Here is a 24,202-nt window from a genome sequence, read left to right on the forward strand (position 1 = left end):
AAAAAGAAATCAGCGAACTGTTTGAGGGGTATTGTCCCTTAAGTCGGTCGTTAAAGTTTTCAAAAGCGACTAACAACCTTTATTTACACTACACAATAAAACAATAAAATCATTCCCAAGTATAAAAATACTAAGGAAAATTTATGAAAGTAGATAAAAGTCACGATACATACTCTGAAAAAGCTTCTAAAGAAAAAGAGACTAAGAAAGTTCATGATTGGAAAGCTCACAATGACTTTGATATGATGCTAAAACAAATCATGGAAAAAGATTTAGAAGATGAAAAAGTAAGAAAGCGGAGAGGTTTACCTCTTCAAGATAATTTCTAACTACACCTTTCATCCAAATCTTTTAATTCTAAGTTCAAAGCATTTGATGAGATATATACTTCCCACAAAGAGATACATAAAGATAGACACATAGTTATTAAACTTAGTCCAAATACTTTTTTACCCACATCATAAAATCCTAAAAAAAGTGCAAACATTGAAATAGTACATAAAAGCATAGATACTACTCCAAAAAACTGCATCCATTTTGTTAGCTCTAGTCTTCTTTTTAAATTTGCTATTTGTCCACTAAGCTCTTGCTCACCGTGTTCTCTAGCTTGTCGACTAAGTGAACGAATAAGTTGACCTGTTGTTAAAAATCTATTTGTATATGCTAAAAGCAGTAGTGAAATTGCTGGGAAAAGTAGGGCTGGGGTGGAGATTTCTATTTCCATAAAGTGCCTTTTGTATTTTTTTGTATTGTAACAAAAAGAATAAAAAATGATGGTTAAAATATATACAGTAAATTTATATATTTAATGACTTACAAATATATTTCTAATAGCAGATGTAGTAGAATAAAATATCTATATTTTAATATATTAGGAAGACATATGTCAGATATCGAAATAGCACAAAAAGCCTCTATGAAACCCATAATTGAATTAGCCAAAACAAAGTTTAATATTCCCCCTGAACATTTGGATCCTTATGGTCATTATAAAGCAAAACTCTCTTTAGAGTATGTTGATAGTTTAAGTCATCAAAATAAAGAGGGAAAGCTTATCTTAGTAACTGCAATAAGCCCAACTCCTGCAGGTGAAGGAAAGACAACTACAACAGTTGGTTTAGGTGATGCTTTAAATAGAATTGGAAAGCAGACAATTATTTGTCTAAGAGAGCCATCTTTGGGACCATGTTTTGGTCTAAAAGGTGGAGCTGCTGGTGGAGGATATGCTCAAGTTGTGCCTATGGAAGATATAAATCTTCATTTTACAGGTGATTTTCACGCTATTGGAGTTGCCCATAATTTGCTGGCAGCGATGATTGATAATCATATTCATCATGGTAATGCTTTAACTATAGACTCAAGACGTATAAAGTGGAAGCGTGTTTTAGATATGAATGACAGGGCTTTACGAAAAATAACTGTGGGTCAAGGTGGTGTTGGAAATGGCTTTTTAAGGGAAGATGGCTTTGATATTGTGGTTGCTTCTGAAGTTATGGCAATACTTTGTTTGGCTACCAATAGAGCTGATTTAAAAGAGAGATTAGGGCGAATAATTATTGGATATAAGACTGATAAGATAACACCTGTATATGCAAGTGATTTAAAAGCTCATGGGGCAATGGCTGCTGTGTTAAAGGATGCAATTAAACCAAATATTGTACAAACTTTAGAGAACAATATTGCCATAGTTCATGGGGGTCCTTTTGCAAATATTGCCCATGGATGTAACTCTGTAACTGCTACTAAAACAGCTCTAAAACTTGCAGACTATGCAGTAACAGAGGCTGGCTTTGGGGCAGATTTAGGAGCTGAGAAGTTTTTAAATATCAAATGTAGAAGTTCAAAACTAAAACCTTCTGCTGTTGTATTAGTGGCAACTGTTCGAGCACTAAAGTATCATGGTGGAGTTGAAATTGACCATCTAAATCAAGAAAATCTTGAAGCTCTAGAAGCGGGTTTTTCAAATATTAAAAGACATATTATAAATATCACAAAGAATTATAATCTTCCTGTAGTAGTTAGTATAAATCATTTTACTTATGATACAGATGATGAAACAGAACTGTTAAAGAAAAAGTGTGAAAAGTTGGGTGTTAAGTGTGTGATTTCTAGACATTGGGCAGAAGGTGGAGCAGGTGCAGAAGAGTTGGCACATGAGATTGTAGATATAGTTGATAATAGGGAAGCTGGTTTTGATTACCTGTATGAAGATAAACTTCCTATTTGGAAAAAGATAGAGACAATAGCTACTAAAATATATGGAGCAAAAGAGATAGTTGCAAGTGCAAAAGTACATGATGAAATAGAAAAACTACAAAAAGAGTATGGAAAACTTCCTGTATGTATGGCAAAAACGCAGATGTCATTTTCAACAGATCCACACTTAAAAGGGGCTCCTAGTGGGCATATTATTGAAATAAGTGATGTAAAGCTAGAAAATGGGGCAGGATTTATTGTAGCAATTGCAGGAAATATGATGACTATGCCAGGACTTCCTAAAGTGCCAACTGCTGAGAGAATAGATATAGATGATAGTGGTGTTATTACAGGACTTTTCTAAGATGGCAAAGTAAAACTTTGCCAGATGTTTATACTCTTGAAAGTTTTACTAGCTGATTAATCATAATCTTAGCGCTATCTTCACTTAGTGGTTTTTCATAGGTTGTTAGTAATTCTCTTGCTAGAATATTTGCACCTAAGTGTTGAAATTGGATTCTCATAGCTTGAAGACCTTTTTGTCCACCTCCACCACTATGTGTTGCTAAACCTACAATCTTCTCATTGAAAGCATCTCTCCAAGACTCAGTTGCTCTTGATGTCCAAGCCATAGCATTATTAAGAACTGGTGGCATAACTCCATTATACTCAGGAGCTACAATAATAAAAGCCTTAAGTGCTAAGATTTTCTCTGCTAACTCTTTTGCCGTATCTGGTATGCCATTTTTTTCTTCTTCTACTGTACTATATAATGGTAGATTTAAATCTACTAAATTAATAACTTCTGTTTCAACGTTTTGTATTGTTGCTAACTCTTTAAGTTTATCTCCAAGTTTTCTGTTGTTGTTTGCACTTGCAACCAATATTCCAATTTTTGACATATAAATCCTTATAATATTTTTTAAAATATATCAAGTAAAACTTTAGTGCATATAATAAACAAAAGCAATATAAAAATCTAATAAAATCTTAAAGAGAGAATTAGTGTTGGTTATTTCATATTTGCTTTAACTTCGTTTACAAATGCTTTAAATATTTTTCTATGATTCTTTTTATAAAAAAGATATTCAGGGTGCCATTGCACACCAAATATCAAATTCTTTTCATCTTTTTTTGATATGGATTGAATAATATCATATTCATCCATTGCTTCTATTTTAAATGAGGCAGGTGTTTTTTTTACAGCTTGGTGGTGTAAGGTATTTATTTTTATAGTTGTACTTTCTAAACAAGCTTCTAAAACACCACCTTTTTTTATGGTTATATTTTTCCAAGGCAAAGGTGTATACTTATATCTATAGCCATCCTTTCTTACATCTTTAAAAAGTTCTCCACCAAAAAATATATTTATTAGTTGATGACCTCTACATATGCCAAAAACAGGCTTGTTCTCTTCTACGGCTTTATTTAAAAGTTTGTACTCTAATACATCTCTTTGATAAGTAATTACATCTTCTATTTTGCAACTCTCTTCTTCTATGAAAGCATTATATAAGTCATTGCCTCCACTAATTAATAATCCATCCATTTCCCAGTCATCATAAGGAACATTTGGAGTGATTATTTTACTACGTGCTCCACATAAGAAAAGTGAAAACATAATAAAAAATCTAGATATAAATCCTTTTTTAGGACCTGTGATTATGATAAGAGGTCTAGTATATGGCTGTGACATTGGTCTATCCATTCATTTTTGTTAAATAAAGGTGAATCAAGTTGTATTAAAAACTCTTTACTCATTTTTTCAAATATCTCTTCATTATTTGCAAGAAGTTCAACTATAACCCAAAGTTGAAACTCTTGAGAAAGATTCCATCTAAAAAGATTTACTTTTGAGTTTGGTAATCTATAATGATAGGTTGGTCTTGGGTTAATTTTTTCGTTTGGAAGATATCCTCTTACTTTTTTTTCATCCCAAAAAGCTAGTTGGGGTAACATATCTAAAATACGATTTCTAGTTGGATTATCTTTAATATAATCTTCTAAAAACTCTTCTTGCGTGGGTTTGTAATCTAAGTCTATTATTTTTTTAATATACTCTTTTGGAAAATCATTTATATAAGGTGATATTTTTCTAGCAATGTCAACTTCACTTTGTATTTCTATCCATTTTTGGATTAGTAAAAATGATTTAAAAAGTTTAAGTACATCTTCTATATCTTGGCTTGGTGGTTCTATATTAAAATGAACTCCAAAAGCATAATAGAGGGTATGTGTTGTTCCTAAAGCACCATTTAACCTTAGCTGTTCAACCATTATATCTGCATCATGAATATTTTCAATGGGTATAGGAGGTGCAGCTATTTCAAATGGTACAAATCTCTTAGATGTTTTATCTACTATATCATCTATATCATGGGAAACATTTCCTATGATTTTGCTAAGTTTATCAAAAAGATTGTCACTTTGCATTTTTTGAAGTAACTGTGCATCAAGTTCAAATTTAAAATCCCCATACTTCGTATCTTTTAACAATAGTTCATATTTTGTAACTTTTTTTAAGTCTCCACCAAACAATTGAGATACAATCTTGGCACTTCTTTCTAAAGAAAGATTTGAATACTCTATTTCAATACCAAGATGTCTTGGTTTGTTTTTTTTATTTAAATATAGTCTAGAAAGATACTTTTTTTCTATGATTTCATTATATTTTGTTTCCATGATACCTCTTTTGTCTCTTCTAAGTTATGAGTTAATTTTTGGTATATCCCAAGTCCTATTATAGCAAATATAGCAGTTAATATTAAGGCAGATGGATAGATTAGCAGTGTTACGTCTTTTGTTCCAGCTTTGAAGATATAAACTAAACCTTCAACACTAACAGCAATAGCAATAATTGTCATTATTTTAGTAAGGGTTCTTCTTGCTTCCTTTACTTCTCTTAGCTCTTTATTTCTAAACACTTCTTCTTCAATAAAATATTTTGCAATATCTAAAATGGCAATAGAAATAATTGTGGTACTAACAGATTGAAGCATCACAAGAATAAATTTATCTTTACCTATATAGTTATCTACTGCATATAGTACTTCATTTGTAGACCACCACAAAATACAAAATGATATTCCTGCTAATATTAATGCAAATCCAAAATAGATAATGGTGATAAATATTTCAAACATTTTTTTCATTATTTATCCTTTTTTCTAGGTTAGAATCAAAGATAACATAAGTTATTTAAAAATAACTTAACAATTTATTAAGACAAGTTTTATAATTTATTGATTAGTTTTCACTATCTATTGGCAAAATTATTTGGAACTCTGCACCTTTGAATTGTTGATTTTTATATTCAAAATCTACATTTGCAACTTCAAGTTTACCATCCATATTTTCAATTATTTGTCTACTCATGTAAAGACCTATTCCTGTTCCATCACTATCTTTTTTTGTTGTGAAATATGGAGTAAATATTTCATTTATAATATCCTCTGGAATACCACCGACATTATCTCTAATTTTTATATATACATTATTATTTTCTTTATATGTATCTATAAATAAGTACTGTTTATTATTAGTATCTTTTTTTAGAAACTCATCTTTTGCATTTTTAATGATATTGATAAGAACTTGTAATAGCTCATTTTGATAGCCAGAAATCTTAATGCTGTCAATATTTTTAATAATCTCTATATTGCTAGTTTTAAACTCTGAATTTATTAGTTTAAAAGTCTTTTCCAAAATAGTTTCTGTACTAAATAGTGTTTTTTTCTTATGAGGGTCAAAGAAATTTCTAAAATCATCTATGGTAGTAGATAAGTGAATAACCGAATTATCAATATTTTCAATAGCTTCATTTATCTCTTCTTGTGTATTTAAACCTTCCTGTTCTTTATTTAATTTAACTAGAGTATTTGACATACTAATTAAACTTAGAGGTTGTTTCCATTGGTGAGCAATATTTCCTATCATTTCTCCCATAACAGCCATTCTTGATTGTTGAACTAGAAGTTTTTCTTTTTCAATAGTTTTGTTTATCTCTTCTTGTATATTATTTTTATATTGAGTAAACCTTTTTGAGATTATATTTGAAATATAAAAAGATATGGCAACAAGTAAAATTGTAACAAGTATGCTAATTCTTAAAATCTTATTTATTACTGATTCATTATTTTTTACAAGTTCTTTTTCTCTTTGTTTTATATCTTTGCTTAAGCCATCTAAGTAAAAACCAGTTCCTATGACCCAGTCCCATTTTTCAAAAAGTTCAACATAAGAAATTTTATTTGATGAGCGCATGTTATTATTGAAAGTAGATAGATAATTAATATACCCCTCTTTTTTCTCTTTTGCAAAAGTAATAATATCATTAATTGGATAGTTCTTATTTTTGTCTTGTATATTAAGTCTATTTTTCCCAATATTCTCTTCTACAATATGAGATAAACACACACCATTTTTATCATAAATAAAAATATAACCATTATCCCCATATCTTATCTTTTTTATCCAATCTAAAATTTTCTCTTTTAATTCTTGCTCAAAGTCAACTACATATTCACCTGTACCTATAACTGCATTATATGGAGCAAAATATTTATAAAAACTAATTTTTTCATAGACTTTAGTTTTATCATTTGGCTTGTACCAATAATACTTATCATAGGCCTCAGTTTTATCTTTTATTGTTTGTGAAATCTTTTTTACAAATTTATATCCCTTTGCATCTTCAAATTCCATCATATTTTTACCTTCAAAGGCTTTATTAAAAGGTTGTAATATTTTTACTCCATTTACATCATCCATGAAAAAGTAACCTCTATCATTGTTATATGACATTCCTGTTAGGGCACGTTTAATTGTTTCTAATATATGTTTTTTAGAATGGTAGTGTCCATTGTCATTTAAATCTTTTGATTCACCTTGATAAAGACTATTTGCCACTTTATATGCTTCGTATACTTTCTTTTTTATGGATTTTTTTAGACTCTCTTCTGATTTTTTAATTTCACCATTAATCAAATCTATGACATTATAAATCTCTTTTTTTATTATTATTTTATTTTGATTAAGATAATTCTTTTTTAAAGTTTGAATGTCACTATTTAAGTCTTGTTTTTTTTGTTCTATAAAAATGTTAGTTATTATGAGTGAAAAGATGACAACAGCAACTATTGCCCCATATTTGATTATATTTAAGATATATTTTTCGTTATCCAAAATTTTCATTGTATTCCTAATTTAATAGTATATTAAAATTATTTCTATTCTATCTAATATAAAATTAAAGTGTGACTATTTTGCAAAATTAAGAAAACTATTTATTAATTTCAAAAGTTATACTAGTTGTTAAGCCTTTATAATGTTTAGAGTTATATTCAAATTCATCATTATAAATATTTATCTTTCCATGATGTCTTTCTTGTATTATCTTATTTGCAATTGAGAGGCCTAGTCCTGTTCCTACAGACTCATGTTTTGTTGTAAAATAAGGCTCTTGTATTCTATTAATTATTTTTTCATCTATTCCACCAGCTGTATCTGTAATTTTTAATTCAATTGAATTTGGTGAAAGTTTTTTTGTATTGATAAAAATAAATTTATCATCTTCATTTTTAATTTTTTCTTTTAGAGCATCTTTACTATTGTTAACTATGTTTATCATAGCTTCAATAAGTTCATTTGTGGAACCATCTATTTCTAGGTTGTCATCAATATGTATAACCAAAGTAATAAAATTGTTTCTTAAGGAAGCTTCAACTAAATTGATTGTTTCATTAACAACTCTTTTAATATTTGTTTTTCCAAAGTCTTTACTCTCTTTGATGAAATCTCTAAAGTTATCAATAGTTTTAGATAAGTATTTAGCTTGGTCTAAAATCACATTCATATTTTCATCTATAGATGTAAGTGCTAAGGTTTTGTATTCAGCTTCCAATTTTATACCACTTGCAACGGTGGTAATGACACTCAATGGTTGTCTCCATTGGTGCGATATATTTCCAATCATCTCTCCCATTGATACAAGTTTTGCTTGTTGGAAAATTATTTTATCTTGTTCAATAAATTCAGTTTTATCCACAAAACTAAGTACAATAGCTTTATTACTTTTATCTTCACTCATGGGTAAATTTATTCTTTTGATACTAAAATAATAATTTCTTTTTTTATATGTAACATCATAACCAGTTTCAAAATCATAGTTTAAACACTTTTTAATGTTTTCTAATAAATTTGGTAGTTCAATATTAGAATTTAATAATACATTTGAAAAACTCTCCTCATCATTTGTAGATAAATCAAAGAAGTCAGCAATTCCAGCTGTATATTTTACAATATTTAATTTGTCATCAAGTATTACTACGTGTGCACCTAGATTTGCCAATACATTATTAAAGGCATTATTTGCAAAATCTAATTCTATATTTGAAGTATTTAGCTCATCATTTACTGCTTGTAACTCTTCATTAGTACTTTGTAGTTCTTCATTACTTGTCTCAAGCTCTTCATTTGTGCTTTGTAGTTCTTCATTAGTGCTTTGTAGTTCTTCATTAGTACTTTGTAGTTCTTCATTTGATGTTTCTAACTCTTCAATAGTTATTTGAAGTCTCTCTTTTAATGTTAATAATTCATCTTCAAGTACATTCATATCTGTGTCATTAAAATCGATTGGGTCATATTTATCTTCACTGACACTTGACTTTGTATCTGTTATTTTGTCAAAAGAAACAAAATATGTATCTTCTCCTAATTTATTTTTCTCTAGTGGGTATACATTGATTATTACATACTCTTTAGGCTCTGAGATTGGCAAAATTCTTATTTTTTTTGAAGATACATAAGAACCTGTTTTTTTTGCTTCACTAATTGTTGCCCTTACATCTAATCTTAGAAAATCTACAACTAATCTAAATAACTCATTGGTATGAACACCTTGAGGATGGTGTAAAAACTCTTTGCAGTCACCTTTATAAAAAAGAATATTATAACTAGTTCCATCTACTACTATACCATTTTGTATAAACCTATTACTTATTGATTTATTAATTGAAATATCAATATCAATTAAATTAGTAGCTTGATTATTTATGTATCTATCTTTGGCAAAGGTTGAATTTCTTTTTCCATAGGTTAATGTTTCAAGGTCAACTTTTGCCAGGTCATTAAGTTTTTTATATATTTTAGATTTATTACTTATAACTGAAAATAGAGAAGTTAAGGTTCCAATAGTTTCGCTTTTCCCTAGAAATAACAAACTTTCATATCTTAGTGAATAATAAAATATACTCAAAATTCTTTTTTGTAATTCATTATTAAAATAAATTAATAAATTTCTACAACTTATCATATCAAGGTTTAAAAATGGTGGATCTTTTATTATATCATGTTTAGAAAAGACAATCATATCTCTAATTTTTTTATTTACTTTATATGATTTTTGAGTTTTTTCGAAATATTTATCTATATGGCTTTTGCGTACTCCATGCAGTTCATCAGCTTTAAATACTCTATTTCTAGATTCATTTATAACTTTATCACTAACATCTGTTGCAAATATAGTTACTTTTTTTACTTTATTATGCTCTTCTAGAATATCACTAATTATCATGGCAATTGAGTATGCTTCTTCTCCTGTTGCACAGGCTGTGACCCAAATTCTAATATTATTATCTAGTTTTTTTTCAATGAGTGAGGTTAATTGTTTTTTTAACTCCACAAAAGCATCTTCATCTCTAAAAAATGATGTTACTATTATAAGAAGTTCATCTTTTAATTTAGTAACTTCATCTGCATCACTTTGGAGAATTTTTATATATTCATTGACACCTTCAGCTTTTTTTTCAACAATTCTTTTTTTTATTCTTCTTGTAACCGTAGCATTTTTATAAGAACTAAAGTCTACAAAAGTTTCGTCTTTTAAGATGCTAAATATTTTTTCTAGGGAGTCTTCTATTTCAAAGTATTTATCAAAATACTTTCTATCTTCTATTAGGTTTATTATTCCATCAGCTAAAAGTTCTGGAGGTAGAGCTACTAATACTTTACCAGAGTCTATTGCTGATTTTGGCATAGAAAAGTATTTTGCAGCTTCATCTTCAGCTAAAGCAATACCACCATTTTTTTCAATTTCAATTATACCTTCTGTGCCATCACTTCCCGTTCCACTTAAAATAATACCAATAGCTTTTTCTTTTTTTTCTTGAGCAAGTGATTTAAAAAAAATGTCAATTGATGGTTTAGGGGAATGTATGTTTTTTGTAGGTTCATAAAATAAAAATTTACCATCTTGTACAATTAAATTTTTATCAGGTGGACAGTAATATATATGATTGCCCTTGATCTCTTCTTTTTCAGAGATAGCAGATATATTAAATCCAGAAAATTTACTTAAAAGTTCACCTAGTAAGGTAGGTTTTTTGGCATCTAAATGTTGGCAAATTACATAAGATATTCTATCATCCATTTGGATTTTTGATAAAAATTTTTGTAAAGCTTCAAATCCACCAGCACTGGCTCCAATGCCTACAATAAATACATCTTTATAATTCATAATAACCCTTAAAATATTCTTCTTAATTCTCTTAATATTTTTTGTTCTTTTGTAACATCTTTTTGAATACCTAAATAATAAATTATTGTATCATTTTTCTCATCAAAGATTGGAGAAATTGATAGCTCAATATATTTTAGTTTATTACTTTTTGTATAATTTCTTAAAACTACAGTTGTACTTTTATCGTTTTCAATTGCATTTTTTAATATGGTTATACCTTTTTGTTCTAAATCCTCATTTCTTAAAAACCCAGGGTTTTTACCTAAAACTTCTTCTTGTGTATATTCAAAAAGTTCTGTAAAAGAGTTGTTTACATATAAAATATTTACCTTGTCATCTGTAAGAATCATACTTGTAGAAGCCTGAGAAAGTATTAGTTTAGGATCAATATTTTTTGATAAAAAACTATTAGCAAGTTTATACTCATGGTTACTGTATTTTACTTTGTCTTCTAGTTTAGATTTGTAGTGAAAGTAAAAAATTTCATTGATTTTTTTAAATACAAAAAAGATAACAACAGCAATAAATATCATCAATGAAGTGAAAATAAAAACTCTTAGTTTAAATTGGTCATTTTGAAATTTTTTAAAATATTCTTCTTTTAATTTTGAGACTATAATTACATTATTTTTTATTGTTGTATCAAATTTATTTGAAATATAGTTTTCACCTATATGCTCTTTTTTAATTAAAATATCTCTAAAACTATCAGGAAAATAACTATTCAACCTGCTATTATATGTCTTATCTTCTTTATCAAATGGCAAAATTACTTTTCCATTTGAATCACAAATCATGACATTAAAAAGTGTAGAATCAAAAAATAGATTAACTTCTAGATTTACTATTAGTTCTCCAACAAACTTATCATTTTGTAAAACTGGTAAAATTATTCTTAATGTTGGTCTAAATGGAAACTCAATATGTCCATTTTCAATATTTAAATCAAGGTTTGAAATATAAATATCACTCATTTTTTTTGATTCTATAAAATAATCTCTATTTGACTTGTCTTGAAGATTATTTTTAGTTACGTTGGTTGGATTAACTGATAGACTACTTCTATCAACTCTTAGTTGTTCTTTTCCTTGGTTATCGACAAATCTTAACTGCATAAAATAAATATTTGTTTGAGATATTGTTAAAAATAGAGTTTTTAATTCTTGTAAATTGTTATTAGCAACAGCTTCTTTAAAGATTTTTAAATTACTGATATATTTTAATGTATTTTCTGTGTCAAATATTAATTTATTTAATTCATTTTCTTTTTTTATGATACTTACACCAAAGCTATTTAATATCTGTTTTTTAAACTCATTTTCTAAAAAATATTTTTCAATTATTACAAATGCAGCAAATATAAGTAAAGTAGAAATTATCAATGTCTTTAAAATTGATTTTCTATATTTAAAATCAATTTCGCCATTATTATTTTTGTTATCTTTCATAAGAAATATTAACTAAAAGATACTAAATTAAACAATAAACATAAAGTTATTATTTAAAAAGCTTATAACTTTTAATAAGTCTATTTAATAAATAAAAGCTCTTTAGCTACTTCTTTGCCATTATCGTTTATAATGCGATTAAATAAAAAAACAAATATTTAAGATAAAAGGTAAAAAATGGGATTAGGTGTAGGAATAGTAGGACTTCCAAATGTAGGTAAATCAACAACTTTTAATGCTTTGACAAAAGCTCAAAATGCAGAGGCTCAAAATTATCCATTTTGTACTATTGAACCAAACAAAGCGATTGTTCCAGTACCTGATAAAAGACTTGATGCTTTAGCAAAAATAGTTATACCTGATAAAATCCAATACTCAACAATTGATTTTGTTGATATTGCTGGACTTGTAAGAGGAGCTTCTAAGGGTGAAGGTTTAGGTAATCAGTTCTTATCAAACATTAGAGAAGTTGAAGTGATTTTGCATATGGTTAGATGTTTTGAAGATGGAAATATTACTCATGTGGAAGGTGATGTAAATCCTTTAAGAGATATTGAGATAATTGAGACAGAACTTATTTATGCTGATATTACTCAATTAGAGAAAAAAATCGATAGACTTAAAAAGCAAGCTAAGTTTGATAAGTTGGCTGCAGCTGCACTTGTAGTTGCGGAAGAACTATTTAAACACTTAGAAGAGTTAAATCCTGTTAAAACTTTTGAAAAACTTGATGATGAAGTTTTTATGGCACTTGATAAAGAGCTTAGATTTTTATCAAATAAAGATGTGATTTATGGAGCAAATGTTGATGAAGATTCACTAGCTGATGGTGGAAATAAATTTGTTGATATATTAAAAGAGCATGCAAATAGTGTAAATGCTGATGTAATAGTTCTTTGTGCAAAGATTGAAGAAGAGTTAGTAGGACTTGAAGATGATGAGGCACAAGAGTTTTTAACTGATTTAGGTGTTGAAGAGTCAGGGTTAGAGCAAATTATTCATAAAGCTTTTGATAAATTAGGACTTCAATCATATTTTACAGCAGGTAAAATAGAGGTTAGAGCTTGGACAATTAAGAAGAATACAAAAGCACCACAAGCTGCAGCTGTGATTCATAATGACTTTGAAAAAGGGTTTATTAAAGCAGAAGTTATTGCCTATGAAGATTTTGTCTCTTTAGGTGGAGAAGCCAAATGTAAAGAGGCTGGAAAGCTTAAGCTTGAAGGTAAAGATTATGTAGTTCAAGATGGTGATGTGATGCACTTTAGATTCAATGTTTAACCTACAGAAGAAATAATACTAACATAAAATAACTCAAAAAATAATTTTACAGTTTTGTATAGTTTTTATACAAAATTGTAAAAAAAACTCCTACAAAAAAAAGTATAATTTTACCGGAATATAGAAAGGGTAAAAATGAATAATCAATTAATAAATTATAAAGGTATAGAGGTAAAATCAGACTTACTTCAATATTTTAAACATATGGTTTTAGTAGATGAATACAGAGAAGAATTAGTATCATTATCAAAAAGTTGGGATAACTTATCATTGCTTAGCCATTTTGGTAATAGCAGTGCAAATATAAATGAAACAAAAAATAACTTTTCTAAGCTAACTTCAAAACTATTAAATCACTTATCAAATGAATTGTTAGAAAAAACAATAAGACAAATGAATTTTAAATCACAAATTTCAATTGATATAGTAATTAGAAATCTATTTGAAAGAACTGCTGATATTGGATTTTTATCTACTGATAATGACATTCGAGAGTTTATTGAAAATAATAAAAATAGATACGACCATGATTTTACAAATAATGTAAAGATACTACGAAATAGATTTTTAGAATATACACAAAAGTATAGTGTTTATTATGACATTGTGTTAATGGATACAAAAGGTAAAGTTCTAGTTCAGCTAGATAAAAATCAAAAAATAGATAAATCAGAAGATGAGATTATTAATTTATCGTTGAGTAGTAATGACTACGTAGAGTCATTTAAATATCATGACTTTATACCAAACAGAAAAAAGAGTTTAGTATATGCTTCAAAAGTTACTAAAACTAATGACCCTAACTCTGAAGCAATTGGAGTGTTATGTTTATGCTTTAGATTTCAAGATGAGATGAAAGGTATTTTTAATAATCTAAAAGATAACAAAAATAAAGAGTGTTTAACTATTTTGGATAAAGATGGTGTAGTAATTGCAAGTAGTGATAAATATCATGTCAACTTAGGAACAATTTTAGAATTTAATCCAAATAGCAAGTTCTCAGTTGTTTCCCATGCGGGTAGAGACTACTTAGCTAAAACTTGTAAAACAACAGGATATCAAGGATATTTTGGTCAAGAGTGGTATGGTCATATCATGGTTCCTTTAGAGTATGCCTTTGTAAGTGAAGATGATAATTTAAATATAGACCAAGATATATTATTGGCTATTTTACAAGAGGGTGAAGGCTTTAGTGATGAGTTAAAGAAGATTCCCTTAGAGGCGAATAATATACAAGTAAATCTAAATAGACTTGTTTGGAATGGAAATATCAATAAAGGTGAACATGACCAAAGTGAGATGACAAGAACTTTTTCAAGAGCCCTATTAAATGAGATAAGTTCAACAGGTGAAAAGACTAAAAAAATCTTTGATTTATCAATAGCTAATTTGACTAAAACAATTATTTTAAACAATGCCACTTATGTAGCTTCTTTAATGGTAGACATTATGGATAGAAACTTATATGAAAGAGCAAATGATTGTAGATGGTGGGCGTTGACACAAGACTTTATGGATGTATTAACATCAAGTAATGTTGATAAAACTCACAACCCAAAATTAACTGAGATATTAAAATATATAAATAATCTATATACAGTTTATACAAACCTTTTCATTTATGATACAAATGGAATAATTTTGGCTGTTTCAAATGAAAAAGAGAAACATCTTATTGGAATGCAATTAAATGATAATACAGTTGAAAAAACTATGGATATAAAAGATAACAATGATTATTTTGTATCAAAATTTAAAAAGACAAAGTTTTATAATGATGATTTTACGTATAACTATTATGCCTCAATCAAATCAGATGAAAAGGTAGTAGGTGGTATTGGAGTTGTTTTTGATTCAAAGGTTGAATTTAAAGCTATGCTTGAAGAGTCAATTCCAAACTTTAAATCAAGTGAAGATGAAAAAAGATTTGGAGTATTTACAGATAAAAGTGGACTAATAATTTCATCTACAAATGAGGAGTTAAAAGTAGGTACAGTTTTAGATATAGATTCAAAACTTTTCAATATGGTAAATGGTGAAACTCATAGTGAAATTATAGTTTATAATGGGAACTATTATGCTATTGGGGTGAAGTGTTCTCAAGGGTATAGGGAATACAAAGTGAGTGACAACTACTCTAATGATGTGTATGCAATATTTTTCTCATATATTAGTTCTGCTGAGTTAAAGATATCTCATACAAAAGAGATATTCAAAGAAGTAAGTGGAAATAAAATAGAAAATACACAAGAAGTAGGTACTTTTTATATTGGTGGCAAATGGCTAGGTGTTGAGATAGAGAATGTAATAGAAGTGGTAAGTGTTGATAAACTTGAATTATCACCAACTTTAGATAACGATCACTATTTTAAAGGTACATTAATCTATAAGAATAATGCAGTTGGAGTAATAGATATCAAAAACTTCTTAGGTGAAGAGATTGATAGGGAGTATAAAGAAGTAGTAATTATAAAACACTTTGATAAAAATAGTGAAAACTATATTGGAATACTTGTAAATGAACTAGGAGATATCCCTGAAGTTCCAAAAACAAGAATTAAAAAAATAGATAACTATTTATTAGGAAGTTGTACATTAATAAATAAAGTTGTTGTGCCACAAGAGGAAGATAAAGAATCTAAATTATTATCAATACTTGATATTGCAATGTTAAAAGATAATTTGGTTGAATAAAAACTAAAAAAATTATTATTTAATTTTTTATCTAATAATAATCTATATTTTATAGTTTAAAATAAGTATAAATATCATACAATAGCTTCTTTATGATATTAATACTTATGGCGACAATATGAATTACAAAAATGAACAAACTATTTTAAAAATTATTAAATTTACTCCTCCAATATTTATTATTTCTATGTCAATCTTTTTAATTATTTTCTTATATTTTGAATATAAAACAACATACCTCCAAGAAAAACAGCTAATGGAAAAAGAGTTTGTGAAATACAATAAAAAAATAATTAAAAATAATGTTGAAACTGTCTATAACACTATATTGGAAATGCAAAGAAATACAGAATCTGAATTGAAAAAATCAATTAAAGAGAGAGTATATGAAGCTAAAAAAATAGCAACTAGAATTTATAATGAAAACAAAGATAGTAAAGATAAAGAAGCTATTACTAAGATGATAAAAGATGCTTTGGTTGACATTAGATTTAATGAGGGCAGAGGTTATTATTATATTTATTCTATGGATTATGAGTGTATTTTATTTCCTTTAAATAGAGAGATTGAGGGAAAAAACTTTTATAATTTTAAAGATGGAAACGGAAAGTATTTAACTAGAGATATAATTACTCAATTAAAACAGACAAATGAAGGTTTTTTGAGTTGGTATTTTTATAAGCCAAGTGATAAAAACAATAATTATAGAAAAATAGGATTTAATGTATATTTTGAACCTCTTGATTGGTTTATTGGTACGGGGGAATATTTAGATGAGTTTGAAGAGGGTATTAAAGAAAAAGCACTTTCTTATATAAAAACTTTAAAATATTTAAATAACAACTATATTTTTGTGCTAGATTATGATGGAACTTATTTAAATCATATAAAAAAAGAGGTTATAGGAACAAACGGTATAAAACCAAGAGGTACTCCTGATGTAAAAAATAGTTTCGACGTTGTTTCAAAGGCAATAAATATCGCAAAAAATCAAGGTGAAGGTTATTTGAGTTATATACAAAATAATAAACCAACTAGTGGAAAACCTACTACTAAAACTAGTTTTGTAAAGGGTATACAAAACTGGGAGTGGTTTATTGGACAAGGTTTTTATGAAGATGATTATGAAATAGCCTTGGAAGAGAAAAGAGTTATATTAGAAGAAAAATTTAAAACATATGTTAAAAATATCTTTATCATAAGTATTTTATTGATGATAATTTTATTATTTGTTTCAAAATATGTATCTATGATTTTACAAAAGAAGTTTAAAGATTATAAGATTGAGATAGAAGAGTTTGTAAAAGAAAATAATCATCAACGAGATGTTTTAGCTCACCAAAGTAAAATGAGCGCAATGGGAGAGATGATAGGTAATATTGCCCACCAATGGAGACAGCCACTATCTGTAATAACAACAGCTGCAAGCGGTGTGAAGCTAAATAAAGAATTAGGTATTTCAAATGATACAGATATTGATACTTCTATGGATGTAATTGTAGAACAGTCAATGTATTTATCTCACATAATAGAAGACTTTAAAGATTTTCTTAAAGATAATAAAGAAAAAACCTGTTTTAAAATTGAAAGAGTCGTTGAAAAAGCTATTAATTTAGCATATGGACAGTTTGAAAATAGTGGAATAAGAATTATCAAAAATATTGATGAAATAGAGATGCAAAGTGCTGAAAATCAATTTGTTCAAGCTTTAATAAATATTTTTAAGAACGCAAGTGATGAGTTTGAAAAAATAAATGAAAAAGATAAACTTTTAATAATCTGTGCAAAAATTAAAAATAGTGAGATATATTTCACTATACAAGATAATGCAGGCGGAATTCCAGAAGATATACTTCCTAGAATCTTTGAGCCATACTTTACAACTAAACATCAATATCAAGGTACGGGTATGGGACTTTTTATGTCTGAAGAGATATTTACAAAAGTAATGAATGGAAAAATAACAGTTTCCAATGAAGTATTTAAGTATGAAGGTAAAGACTACAAAGGCGCTAAATTCGAAATTATTTTACCTTTAGAAGATAAAATTTAAAAAAAATATGTATTGATATTGATTAAGCTTATTTGATATTTTTAAGATATAATATAATAAATTATATCTTAAAAAAAACTGGATTAAATGTGAAAATTATTGAGACAGAAAAAAATATATTAAATATTATAAAATATGGCGCTATTGTTGGGATTTTAACTATTTCTTTAATTCTGACCTATATGTTTATACAGCAGAAAAATGAAGACTTAAAAAAAGATATTGAATCTATCAAAAATACCTATTTAGAAGAGAATAAAAGAGTAGTTCAAAATGAAGTTTTAAGGGTCTATGACTATATACAGTTTAATGTTGAAAATTCAGAAAAAGAGTTAAAAAAACTCCTAAAAGAAAAAGTTTATGAAGTACATAATTTAGCAACTAATATATATGATGAAAATAATAATGATAAACATCATCATGAAAAAGATGAAATTTTTGCTTATATAAAAACTGCAATATCTGGTATCTCACACAATAAAGATAAAAAGTATTTTTTTATTTATAGTTCAAACGAAATTAAATTAATGCCTCATATTCAAGAGTTTGAAGGTAAAAAAATGAGTGAGTTTGAAGATATAACAGGTTATAAATTTAGTCAAAAAATTATTGAAACAATAGATAATAAAACTGAGTCATATGATAGATATTATTGGTTTAAACCCAATCAAAATACTCCTTCAGAAAAAATCTCTTTTTATAAATATTTTAAACCATATGATGTTGTAATTGGAACAGGTCAATATATAGATGAGTTTGAAGAAAATATAAAAAAAGAAGTATTAGAATGGATTAGGAAAATTAGATTTTCCAATGGCAATTATATATTTATCTTTGACAAAGAAGGTAATACCTTATCCCATAAAGATGAAGAGTATATAGGGACAAATAGACTTAATATCAAAAATAATAGAGGTAAATATTTAGTAAAAGAGTTATTAGATTTTACAAGAGAAAATAAAGAAGGTTTTTATAATTATGAGTCAACTTATAAACTTGATGATACTTTAAATACCACAGAAAAAATATCTTACTTGAAACTATTTGATAAATGGGGTTGGACAATTGGTACTGGATTTTATTTAGACTCCTTAAATAGTAAAATAATAAAAAAAGAGGAAGAGTTAAGACAGAGCAATAATAATATTATTAATTCAATAATAGTAGTAAGTTCTATAATTACTCTTTTTCTTGTGATTGTATCTTTTTATCTATCTAAAATTATTGCACTTAAATTTAATGACTATAAAAAAGAAATAGAAAAAGACACTAAAATTATCATCGAAAATGAAAAGCTTTTAGTTCAGCAATCAAAGATGGCACTTATGGGTGAAATGATAGGAAATATTGCACACCAATGGAAACAACCTTTGAGTTTAATTAGTATGTCAAATGCTTTAATTCAACTAGATAAAACAAAGGTAATCAAAGTTGAAGAAAAAGAAGTAGACGAAGCCATAGAAAATATTGATAATTCTGTTAAACATTTATCCCAAACTATTGATGACTTTAGAAACTTTTTTAAACCAAGTAAAGAAAAAAGCTTTTTTTATATTGACAAGGTATTTAATAAGACATTTAAACTAATAGATTCTCAGTTTAAAAATAACCTTATTGCAACACATAAAGATATTGCTGATATAAAAGCTTATGGATATGAGAATGAACTTCTACAAGTGATAATTAATATCTTTAAAAATGCTAAAGATGAGTTTGTAAAAAAAGAATCAAAGGCAAAAAGATTGCTTTTTATAAATACAGATGAAAAAGACAATCAATTAATAATTACAATAAAAGATAATGCAGGTGGAATACCCGATGAATTTCTAAACAAAATCTTTGAAGCATACTTTACAACAAAATCTGACAATGATGGAACAGGTATAGGATTATATATGAGTAAACAAATTATTGATGGAATGGATGGTGAGTTAAAAGTTTCAAATGTAGAGTATGAGTTTGAAGGAGAAAATTATATTGGTGCACAGTTTACTATAAAAATCCCATGTACTCCTTTTGAAAAAAATATATAGTAACTCACTTCTCTAATAGTTTAAGAAATAAAGAGTTTAGCCTTTATATAATAAATTTGACTTATTTTTTAAAATTTGTGATAATATTGAATATAAATTTCATAATATGAAAGGATATAAAATGAAAAAAATATTAATGAGTTTAATAGTTGCTGGAATTTTAGTAACAAATGCTTCATCAAATGAATGTATAGAAAAAGAAAATAGAATTGCATTTGGAGTACTTGGAATTTTACAAGGAGCACTTATTGGTGGTCCTATTGGTGCATTTTGGGGACTTGGTACTGTCTTTTATGCAGACAAATATCAAAATGATTGTGTTAAAGATGAACCCAAAATGGCTTCAATAGAACCTAAAAAAGAAAAAACAGGTGCAAGTGAAAATGTTGATCAAAAGCTTGATAAACTACAAAATGATAAATCAATGGAAGATGAAAACAAAAATTTTCTAGAAGTAGAAAGTTTTGTAAATTTTGCATTTGATTCATATGTTATAAAAAAAGTTAATAAAGATGTGAAATCATTAGAACTTTCTAATAGTAACAAAGTAGTTATAGAAGGGCATACAGATTCTGTTGGTACAGATGAGTATAACTTTGCTTTAGGGTTAAAAAGAGCAAAAGCTGTAAAAGACTATTTTTTAAAAAATAGTGTAATAGAAGAAGGTAAGTTATCTGTTGTGTCATATGGAGAAACTGCACCAATTTCTACAAATGATGCAGAAAATAGAAGAGTTGATTTAAAACTTTTCAATAAGTAGTATCGATCAAAAATAGAGATTTTCTCTATTTTTGATAAGTAAAGAAATATATAAACCTCTCTTCTTTTTTGATATAGTTTTAAGTACTAAATTATTTTATTCTTCACACTTTTCTTCTTCTAATCTTTGTAAAATAGCAGGAATAAACTCCACTTGTGCATTATCATTTTCTTTATTTTTTGATGTTAAAACAAGTGCTGTATTTGCTAACTGATAGATTCGATGTTGGGTTTGCTGTTGGGGAATAGTCTCTCCACTTTGAATAGAACGTTCACAAAGTGAGGCATCTGGTGAAGTAAACCATCTGCATACTAATGGCCTTTGTTCATAAATTTTACAGCATTTATCTTCACCTAAAAAAGGGCAAGTGGCTCTAAAATACGGAGCTTTTCTTTCTTTTATATTTTTATGAAATGCTACTATAAGGTTTTTAATTTCTTCTTTTGAATAGTTTGTTTCAATATGTTTTGCAATATGCTCAATAGTTTGAGGTGGACAATGTATAGGAAAAGAACAACAAGAAGAACACTTCGCCTGACAAGCAATAACTGATTTACTTGGAAAATATAAGCTAAAGGCATCAAGGATTTCATCTAGTTCTTTATGTACAATATCTACTTGCTCACAACTACCCTTTTTCATAGATAGTTTTTCATAAAGTTTAATGCCAAAGTTATCAAATAATTTGTCATACTCTATACCAACTTGTTGCATTTGTTGGGCGACTTTTTCTACTTGCGTTTTGAAAGACATGTGATTACCTTTTATTTATTAGTTATATTTTAAGATTTAAGTATTTGTTCTTTCTTTAGTAAAGAAATTAATAATTTTTTTTTTGATTAATTATAAGCATTATTATTATAAAATAATCTTAAGAAAACACCGGGAGTGTAAAATGTTTAAAAATATAACTATTAAAATGAAGCTTATTATTTCTACTTTGATAAGTGTTGCAGGGTTGATTTCATTGATAATATTTTTTTATTTTTCATCTTTAAAAATTGAGACCTTAGATGAAAACAAACTAATGATAGAAGTTTTAAAATCAGATATGCTTATGTTAAGAAGAAATGAAAAAGATTTTATTCTTCGTAAAGATATAAAATATGTGGATGAATTTAATAAGAACATAGAAGAAATACGTTCAAATATCAAAAATTTACAAGCTGCTTTTATATTAGATGATTTTGATACAAAACATATAAATAGTTTTGATAAAGTGATAGTTGATTATCAATTGAAATTTGAAAGTTTTGCAAAAGCTCAAATAGAAATTGGACTAAATGAAAAACTAGGATTGTATGGAAGTTTACGATCAAGTGTTCAGAATGTCCAAGAGAATGCAAAAAAAACAGAAAACTATGAACTTCTTTCAATAGTTTATGACCTACGAAAACAAGAAAAAGATTTTATGCTTAGACGTGATTTAAAATATGTGGATAAATTTAAAGATAAAATTGACATGTTACTTACAAAAGATTTTGTAACAGCTAATATTAGCAGTGATATAAATAATTATAAAAATGACTTTTTATCGCTAGTTAAAGCAGAAGAATTAATTGGTTTAAATAGTAAACAGGGACTTCAAGGTGAAATGAGAGAAACAGTTCACCAAACAGAAACAATACAAAAAAAATTAGTTGAATATACTGAAAAAGAAGTACATGCAAGAATAATTGCACTAGAAAAACTCATAGTTATTATTGGTGGAATCTTTGTATTTATAATCACATTTTTGTCTATTCTAACAATCAAATCAATCATAAAAAATATTGAGACATTTAGAGAAGGTTTATTTAATTTCTTTAAATACTTAAGTAGAGAAAATGAATCAGTTATTCCATTAAAAGTTGATACTAAAGATGAACTTGGTGAAATGGCTGAAGTTGTAAATGAGCAGATTAAATTAATTGAAAAAGAGGTTGAAGAAGATAGAAGTCTAATAAATAGTTCAATTAAAATTTTAAAAAGTTATGAAGAGGGTGATTTTACACCAAAAATTAATGAAAAATCTTCAAACCCTTCCTTAAATGAACTTACATTAATAATGAACAATATGAGTATCAATTTAGAGAAAAATATTGATGATATCCTTAAAGTAATGAGTGACTACTCAAATTCAAATTATAGAACAAAGATTTCATTAGGTAATAAAAAAGCACATTTAGAGAAACTTGCAACTGGTGTAAATAACTTGGGAGGTAGTATTTCTGAACTTCTTAAAAAATCTCTTGAAATTGGATTAACTTTAGGAGATTCCTCTAATGTTTTAATATCAAATGTTGAGACATTAAACAACTCTTCAAATACAGCCGCTGCATCATTAGAAGAAACAGCCGCTGCTTTGGAAGAGATAACTAGTACAATCATAAATAACTCTCAAAATATTGCAGAAATGAATAAATATGCAAATGAGTTAAGTGACTCTGCAAAACAAGGTCAAACCCAAGCTTCAAATACAACAAAGGCAATGGAAGAAATTACAAATCAAGTAACTATGATAAATGAAGCTATTATAATCATTGATCAAATAGCTTTTCAAACAAATATTCTTTCTCTTAATGCTGCTGTTGAAGCAGCTACTGCAGGTGAAGCAGGAAAAGGCTTTGCTGTTGTTGCACAAGAAGTTAGAAATCTAGCTTCAAGAAGTGCAGAGGCTGCAAAAGAGATAAAAGAGTTAGTAGGAAATGCAACAACAAAAACAAATGAAGGTAAAAAAATTAGTGCAGATATGATTGAGGGTTACAACTCTTTATTAATAAATATCGAAAAATCTACTAAAAAAATTGATGAAATTTCAGTATCTAGTAAAGAACAAGAAACAGGTATTAAACAAATTAATGATGCCGTAAATCAGCTTGACCAACAAACACAACAAAATGCTTCTATTGCTGCAAAAACAAATTCGATTGCAATAGAAACAGATTCTTTAGCAAAAGAGATTATAAGTGATGCTCAAAGTAAAGAGTTTGAAGGCAAAGAAAATGCTAAGTTAAGAAAACATTCTGAAATTGAAGAATCTACAAAAAAGTTAACAGCTACTAAAACTAAAGATAATAAAACAACAACAGTAAAAGAAATATCAAAAAAAGAACCTGCCCTTAAAAAAGAAAAAACAAAGGTTCAAGTTATCACTCCAAAACAGAATAAAGATGACGAATGGGAAAGTTTTTAATTAGTATTGAATACAGAGACAAAAGTCTCTTTATTCATCTATTT

The 24,202-nt window shown here is 27.3% G+C and carries 17 protein-coding genes; 8 read left to right on the forward strand and 9 right to left on the reverse strand.

The features are described from left to right. The first annotated feature begins 143 nt into the window (after positions 1–143). Positions 144–329, forward strand: a complete 186-nt coding sequence (locus Q0617_RS14170; RefSeq protein ID WP_298754202.1) for a hypothetical protein — start codon at positions 144–146, stop codon at positions 327–329. On the opposite strand, the gene Q0617_RS14175 is transcribed toward Q0617_RS14170, so the two are convergent. Continuing rightward, entirely contained in the window at positions 326–724 is a 399-nt protein-coding gene (locus Q0617_RS14175; protein WP_298754203.1) for a DUF2721 domain-containing protein, read from the reverse strand. The two genes, Q0617_RS14170 and Q0617_RS14175, sit on opposite strands and share 4 nt — an antisense overlap. A gap of 159 nt (positions 725–883) precedes the next feature. Between Q0617_RS14175 and Q0617_RS14180 the strand changes: the two genes are divergently transcribed. Beyond that, positions 884–2,560 (forward strand): formate--tetrahydrofolate ligase, encoded by a 1,677-nt coding sequence (locus Q0617_RS14180; protein ID WP_298754204.1) that lies wholly within the window; start codon positions 884–886, stop codon positions 2,558–2,560. A 28-nt stretch (positions 2,561–2,588) separates the two neighbouring features. On the opposite strand, the gene Q0617_RS14185 is transcribed toward Q0617_RS14180, so the two are convergent. From Q0617_RS14185 to Q0617_RS14215, 7 genes are all read right to left on the reverse strand, one after another. After that, on the reverse strand, positions 2,589–3,098 hold the full coding sequence (locus tag Q0617_RS14185; RefSeq protein WP_298754205.1) for an NAD(P)H-dependent oxidoreductase: 510 nt from the start codon (positions 3,096–3,098) through the stop codon (positions 2,589–2,591). Positions 3,099–3,208: 110 nt separating this feature from the next. Further along, positions 3,209–3,892, reverse strand: coding sequence for a gamma-glutamyl-gamma-aminobutyrate hydrolase family protein (locus Q0617_RS14190; protein WP_298754206.1), 684 nt, complete (start codon positions 3,890–3,892; stop codon positions 3,209–3,211). Further along, positions 3,859–4,878 carry an amidoligase family protein gene (locus Q0617_RS14195; protein WP_298754207.1) on the reverse strand — a complete coding sequence of 340 codons (1,020 nt, stop codon included), beginning with the start codon at positions 4,876–4,878 and terminating at the stop codon, positions 3,859–3,861. The genes Q0617_RS14190 and Q0617_RS14195 overlap by 34 nt, the downstream gene beginning before the upstream one ends. Next, entirely contained in the window at positions 4,851–5,348 is a 498-nt protein-coding gene (locus Q0617_RS14200) for a hypothetical protein (RefSeq protein ID WP_298754208.1), read from the reverse strand. Before Q0617_RS14200 ends, Q0617_RS14195 begins: the two co-directional genes overlap by 28 nt. Positions 5,349–5,442: 94 nt before the next feature. Beyond that, positions 5,443–7,389 (reverse strand): cache domain-containing protein, encoded by a 1,947-nt coding sequence (locus Q0617_RS14205; protein ID WP_298754209.1) that lies wholly within the window; start codon positions 7,387–7,389, stop codon positions 5,443–5,445. Positions 7,390–7,477: 88 nt separating this feature from the next. After that, entirely contained in the window at positions 7,478–10,711 is a 3,234-nt protein-coding gene (locus Q0617_RS14210; RefSeq protein WP_298754210.1) for a CheR family methyltransferase, read from the reverse strand. Between the two features lie 8 nt (positions 10,712–10,719). Then, a complete protein-coding gene (locus Q0617_RS14215) occupies positions 10,720–12,162 on the reverse strand; it encodes a PAS domain S-box protein (protein ID WP_298754211.1) in 1,443 nt (480 codons plus the stop codon). A gap of 177 nt (positions 12,163–12,339) precedes the next feature. On the opposite strand from Q0617_RS14215, the gene ychF reads away from it, so the two are divergent. From ychF to Q0617_RS14240, 5 genes are all read left to right on the forward strand, one after another. After that, complete coding sequence (ychF, locus tag Q0617_RS14220; protein ID WP_298754212.1) at positions 12,340–13,443, forward strand: redox-regulated ATPase YchF; 1,104 nt, start codon at positions 12,340–12,342, stop codon at positions 13,441–13,443. A 135-nt stretch (positions 13,444–13,578) separates the two neighbouring features. Continuing rightward, positions 13,579–16,137 (forward strand): chemotaxis protein CheW, encoded by a 2,559-nt coding sequence (locus tag Q0617_RS14225; protein ID WP_298754213.1) that lies wholly within the window; start codon positions 13,579–13,581, stop codon positions 16,135–16,137. A gap of 118 nt (positions 16,138–16,255) precedes the next feature. Next, positions 16,256–18,190: a cache domain-containing protein gene (locus Q0617_RS14230; RefSeq protein ID WP_298754216.1), complete on the forward strand. Its 1,935-nt coding sequence runs from the start codon at positions 16,256–16,258 to the stop codon at positions 18,188–18,190. 89 nt (positions 18,191–18,279) lie between these two features. Continuing rightward, entirely contained in the window at positions 18,280–20,223 is a 1,944-nt protein-coding gene (locus Q0617_RS14235; protein WP_298754217.1) for a cache domain-containing protein, read from the forward strand. Positions 20,224–20,344: 121 nt separating this feature from the next. Further along, the gene (locus tag Q0617_RS14240; RefSeq protein ID WP_298754219.1) at positions 20,345–20,983 is read left to right on the forward strand and encodes an OmpA family protein; all 639 of its coding nucleotides are present in this window, start codon (positions 20,345–20,347) and stop codon (positions 20,981–20,983) included. Between the two features lie 96 nt (positions 20,984–21,079). Here the strand turns inward: Q0617_RS14240 and Q0617_RS14245 are convergent, their stop codons facing one another. Further along, positions 21,080–21,736 carry a YkgJ family cysteine cluster protein gene (locus Q0617_RS14245; RefSeq protein ID WP_298754221.1) on the reverse strand — a complete coding sequence of 219 codons (657 nt, stop codon included), beginning with the start codon at positions 21,734–21,736 and terminating at the stop codon, positions 21,080–21,082. 142 nt (positions 21,737–21,878) lie between these two features. Here Q0617_RS14245 and Q0617_RS14250 point away from each other — a divergent pair, with 142 nt between their 5' ends. Beyond that, positions 21,879–24,158, forward strand: a complete 2,280-nt coding sequence (locus Q0617_RS14250; RefSeq protein WP_298754223.1) for a methyl-accepting chemotaxis protein — start codon at positions 21,879–21,881, stop codon at positions 24,156–24,158. Positions 24,159–24,202 lie beyond the last annotated feature (44 nt).

It is taken from the genome of uncultured Arcobacter sp., assembly GCF_937982575.1.
Classification (GTDB): Bacteria; Campylobacterota; Campylobacteria; order Campylobacterales; family Arcobacteraceae; genus Arcobacter.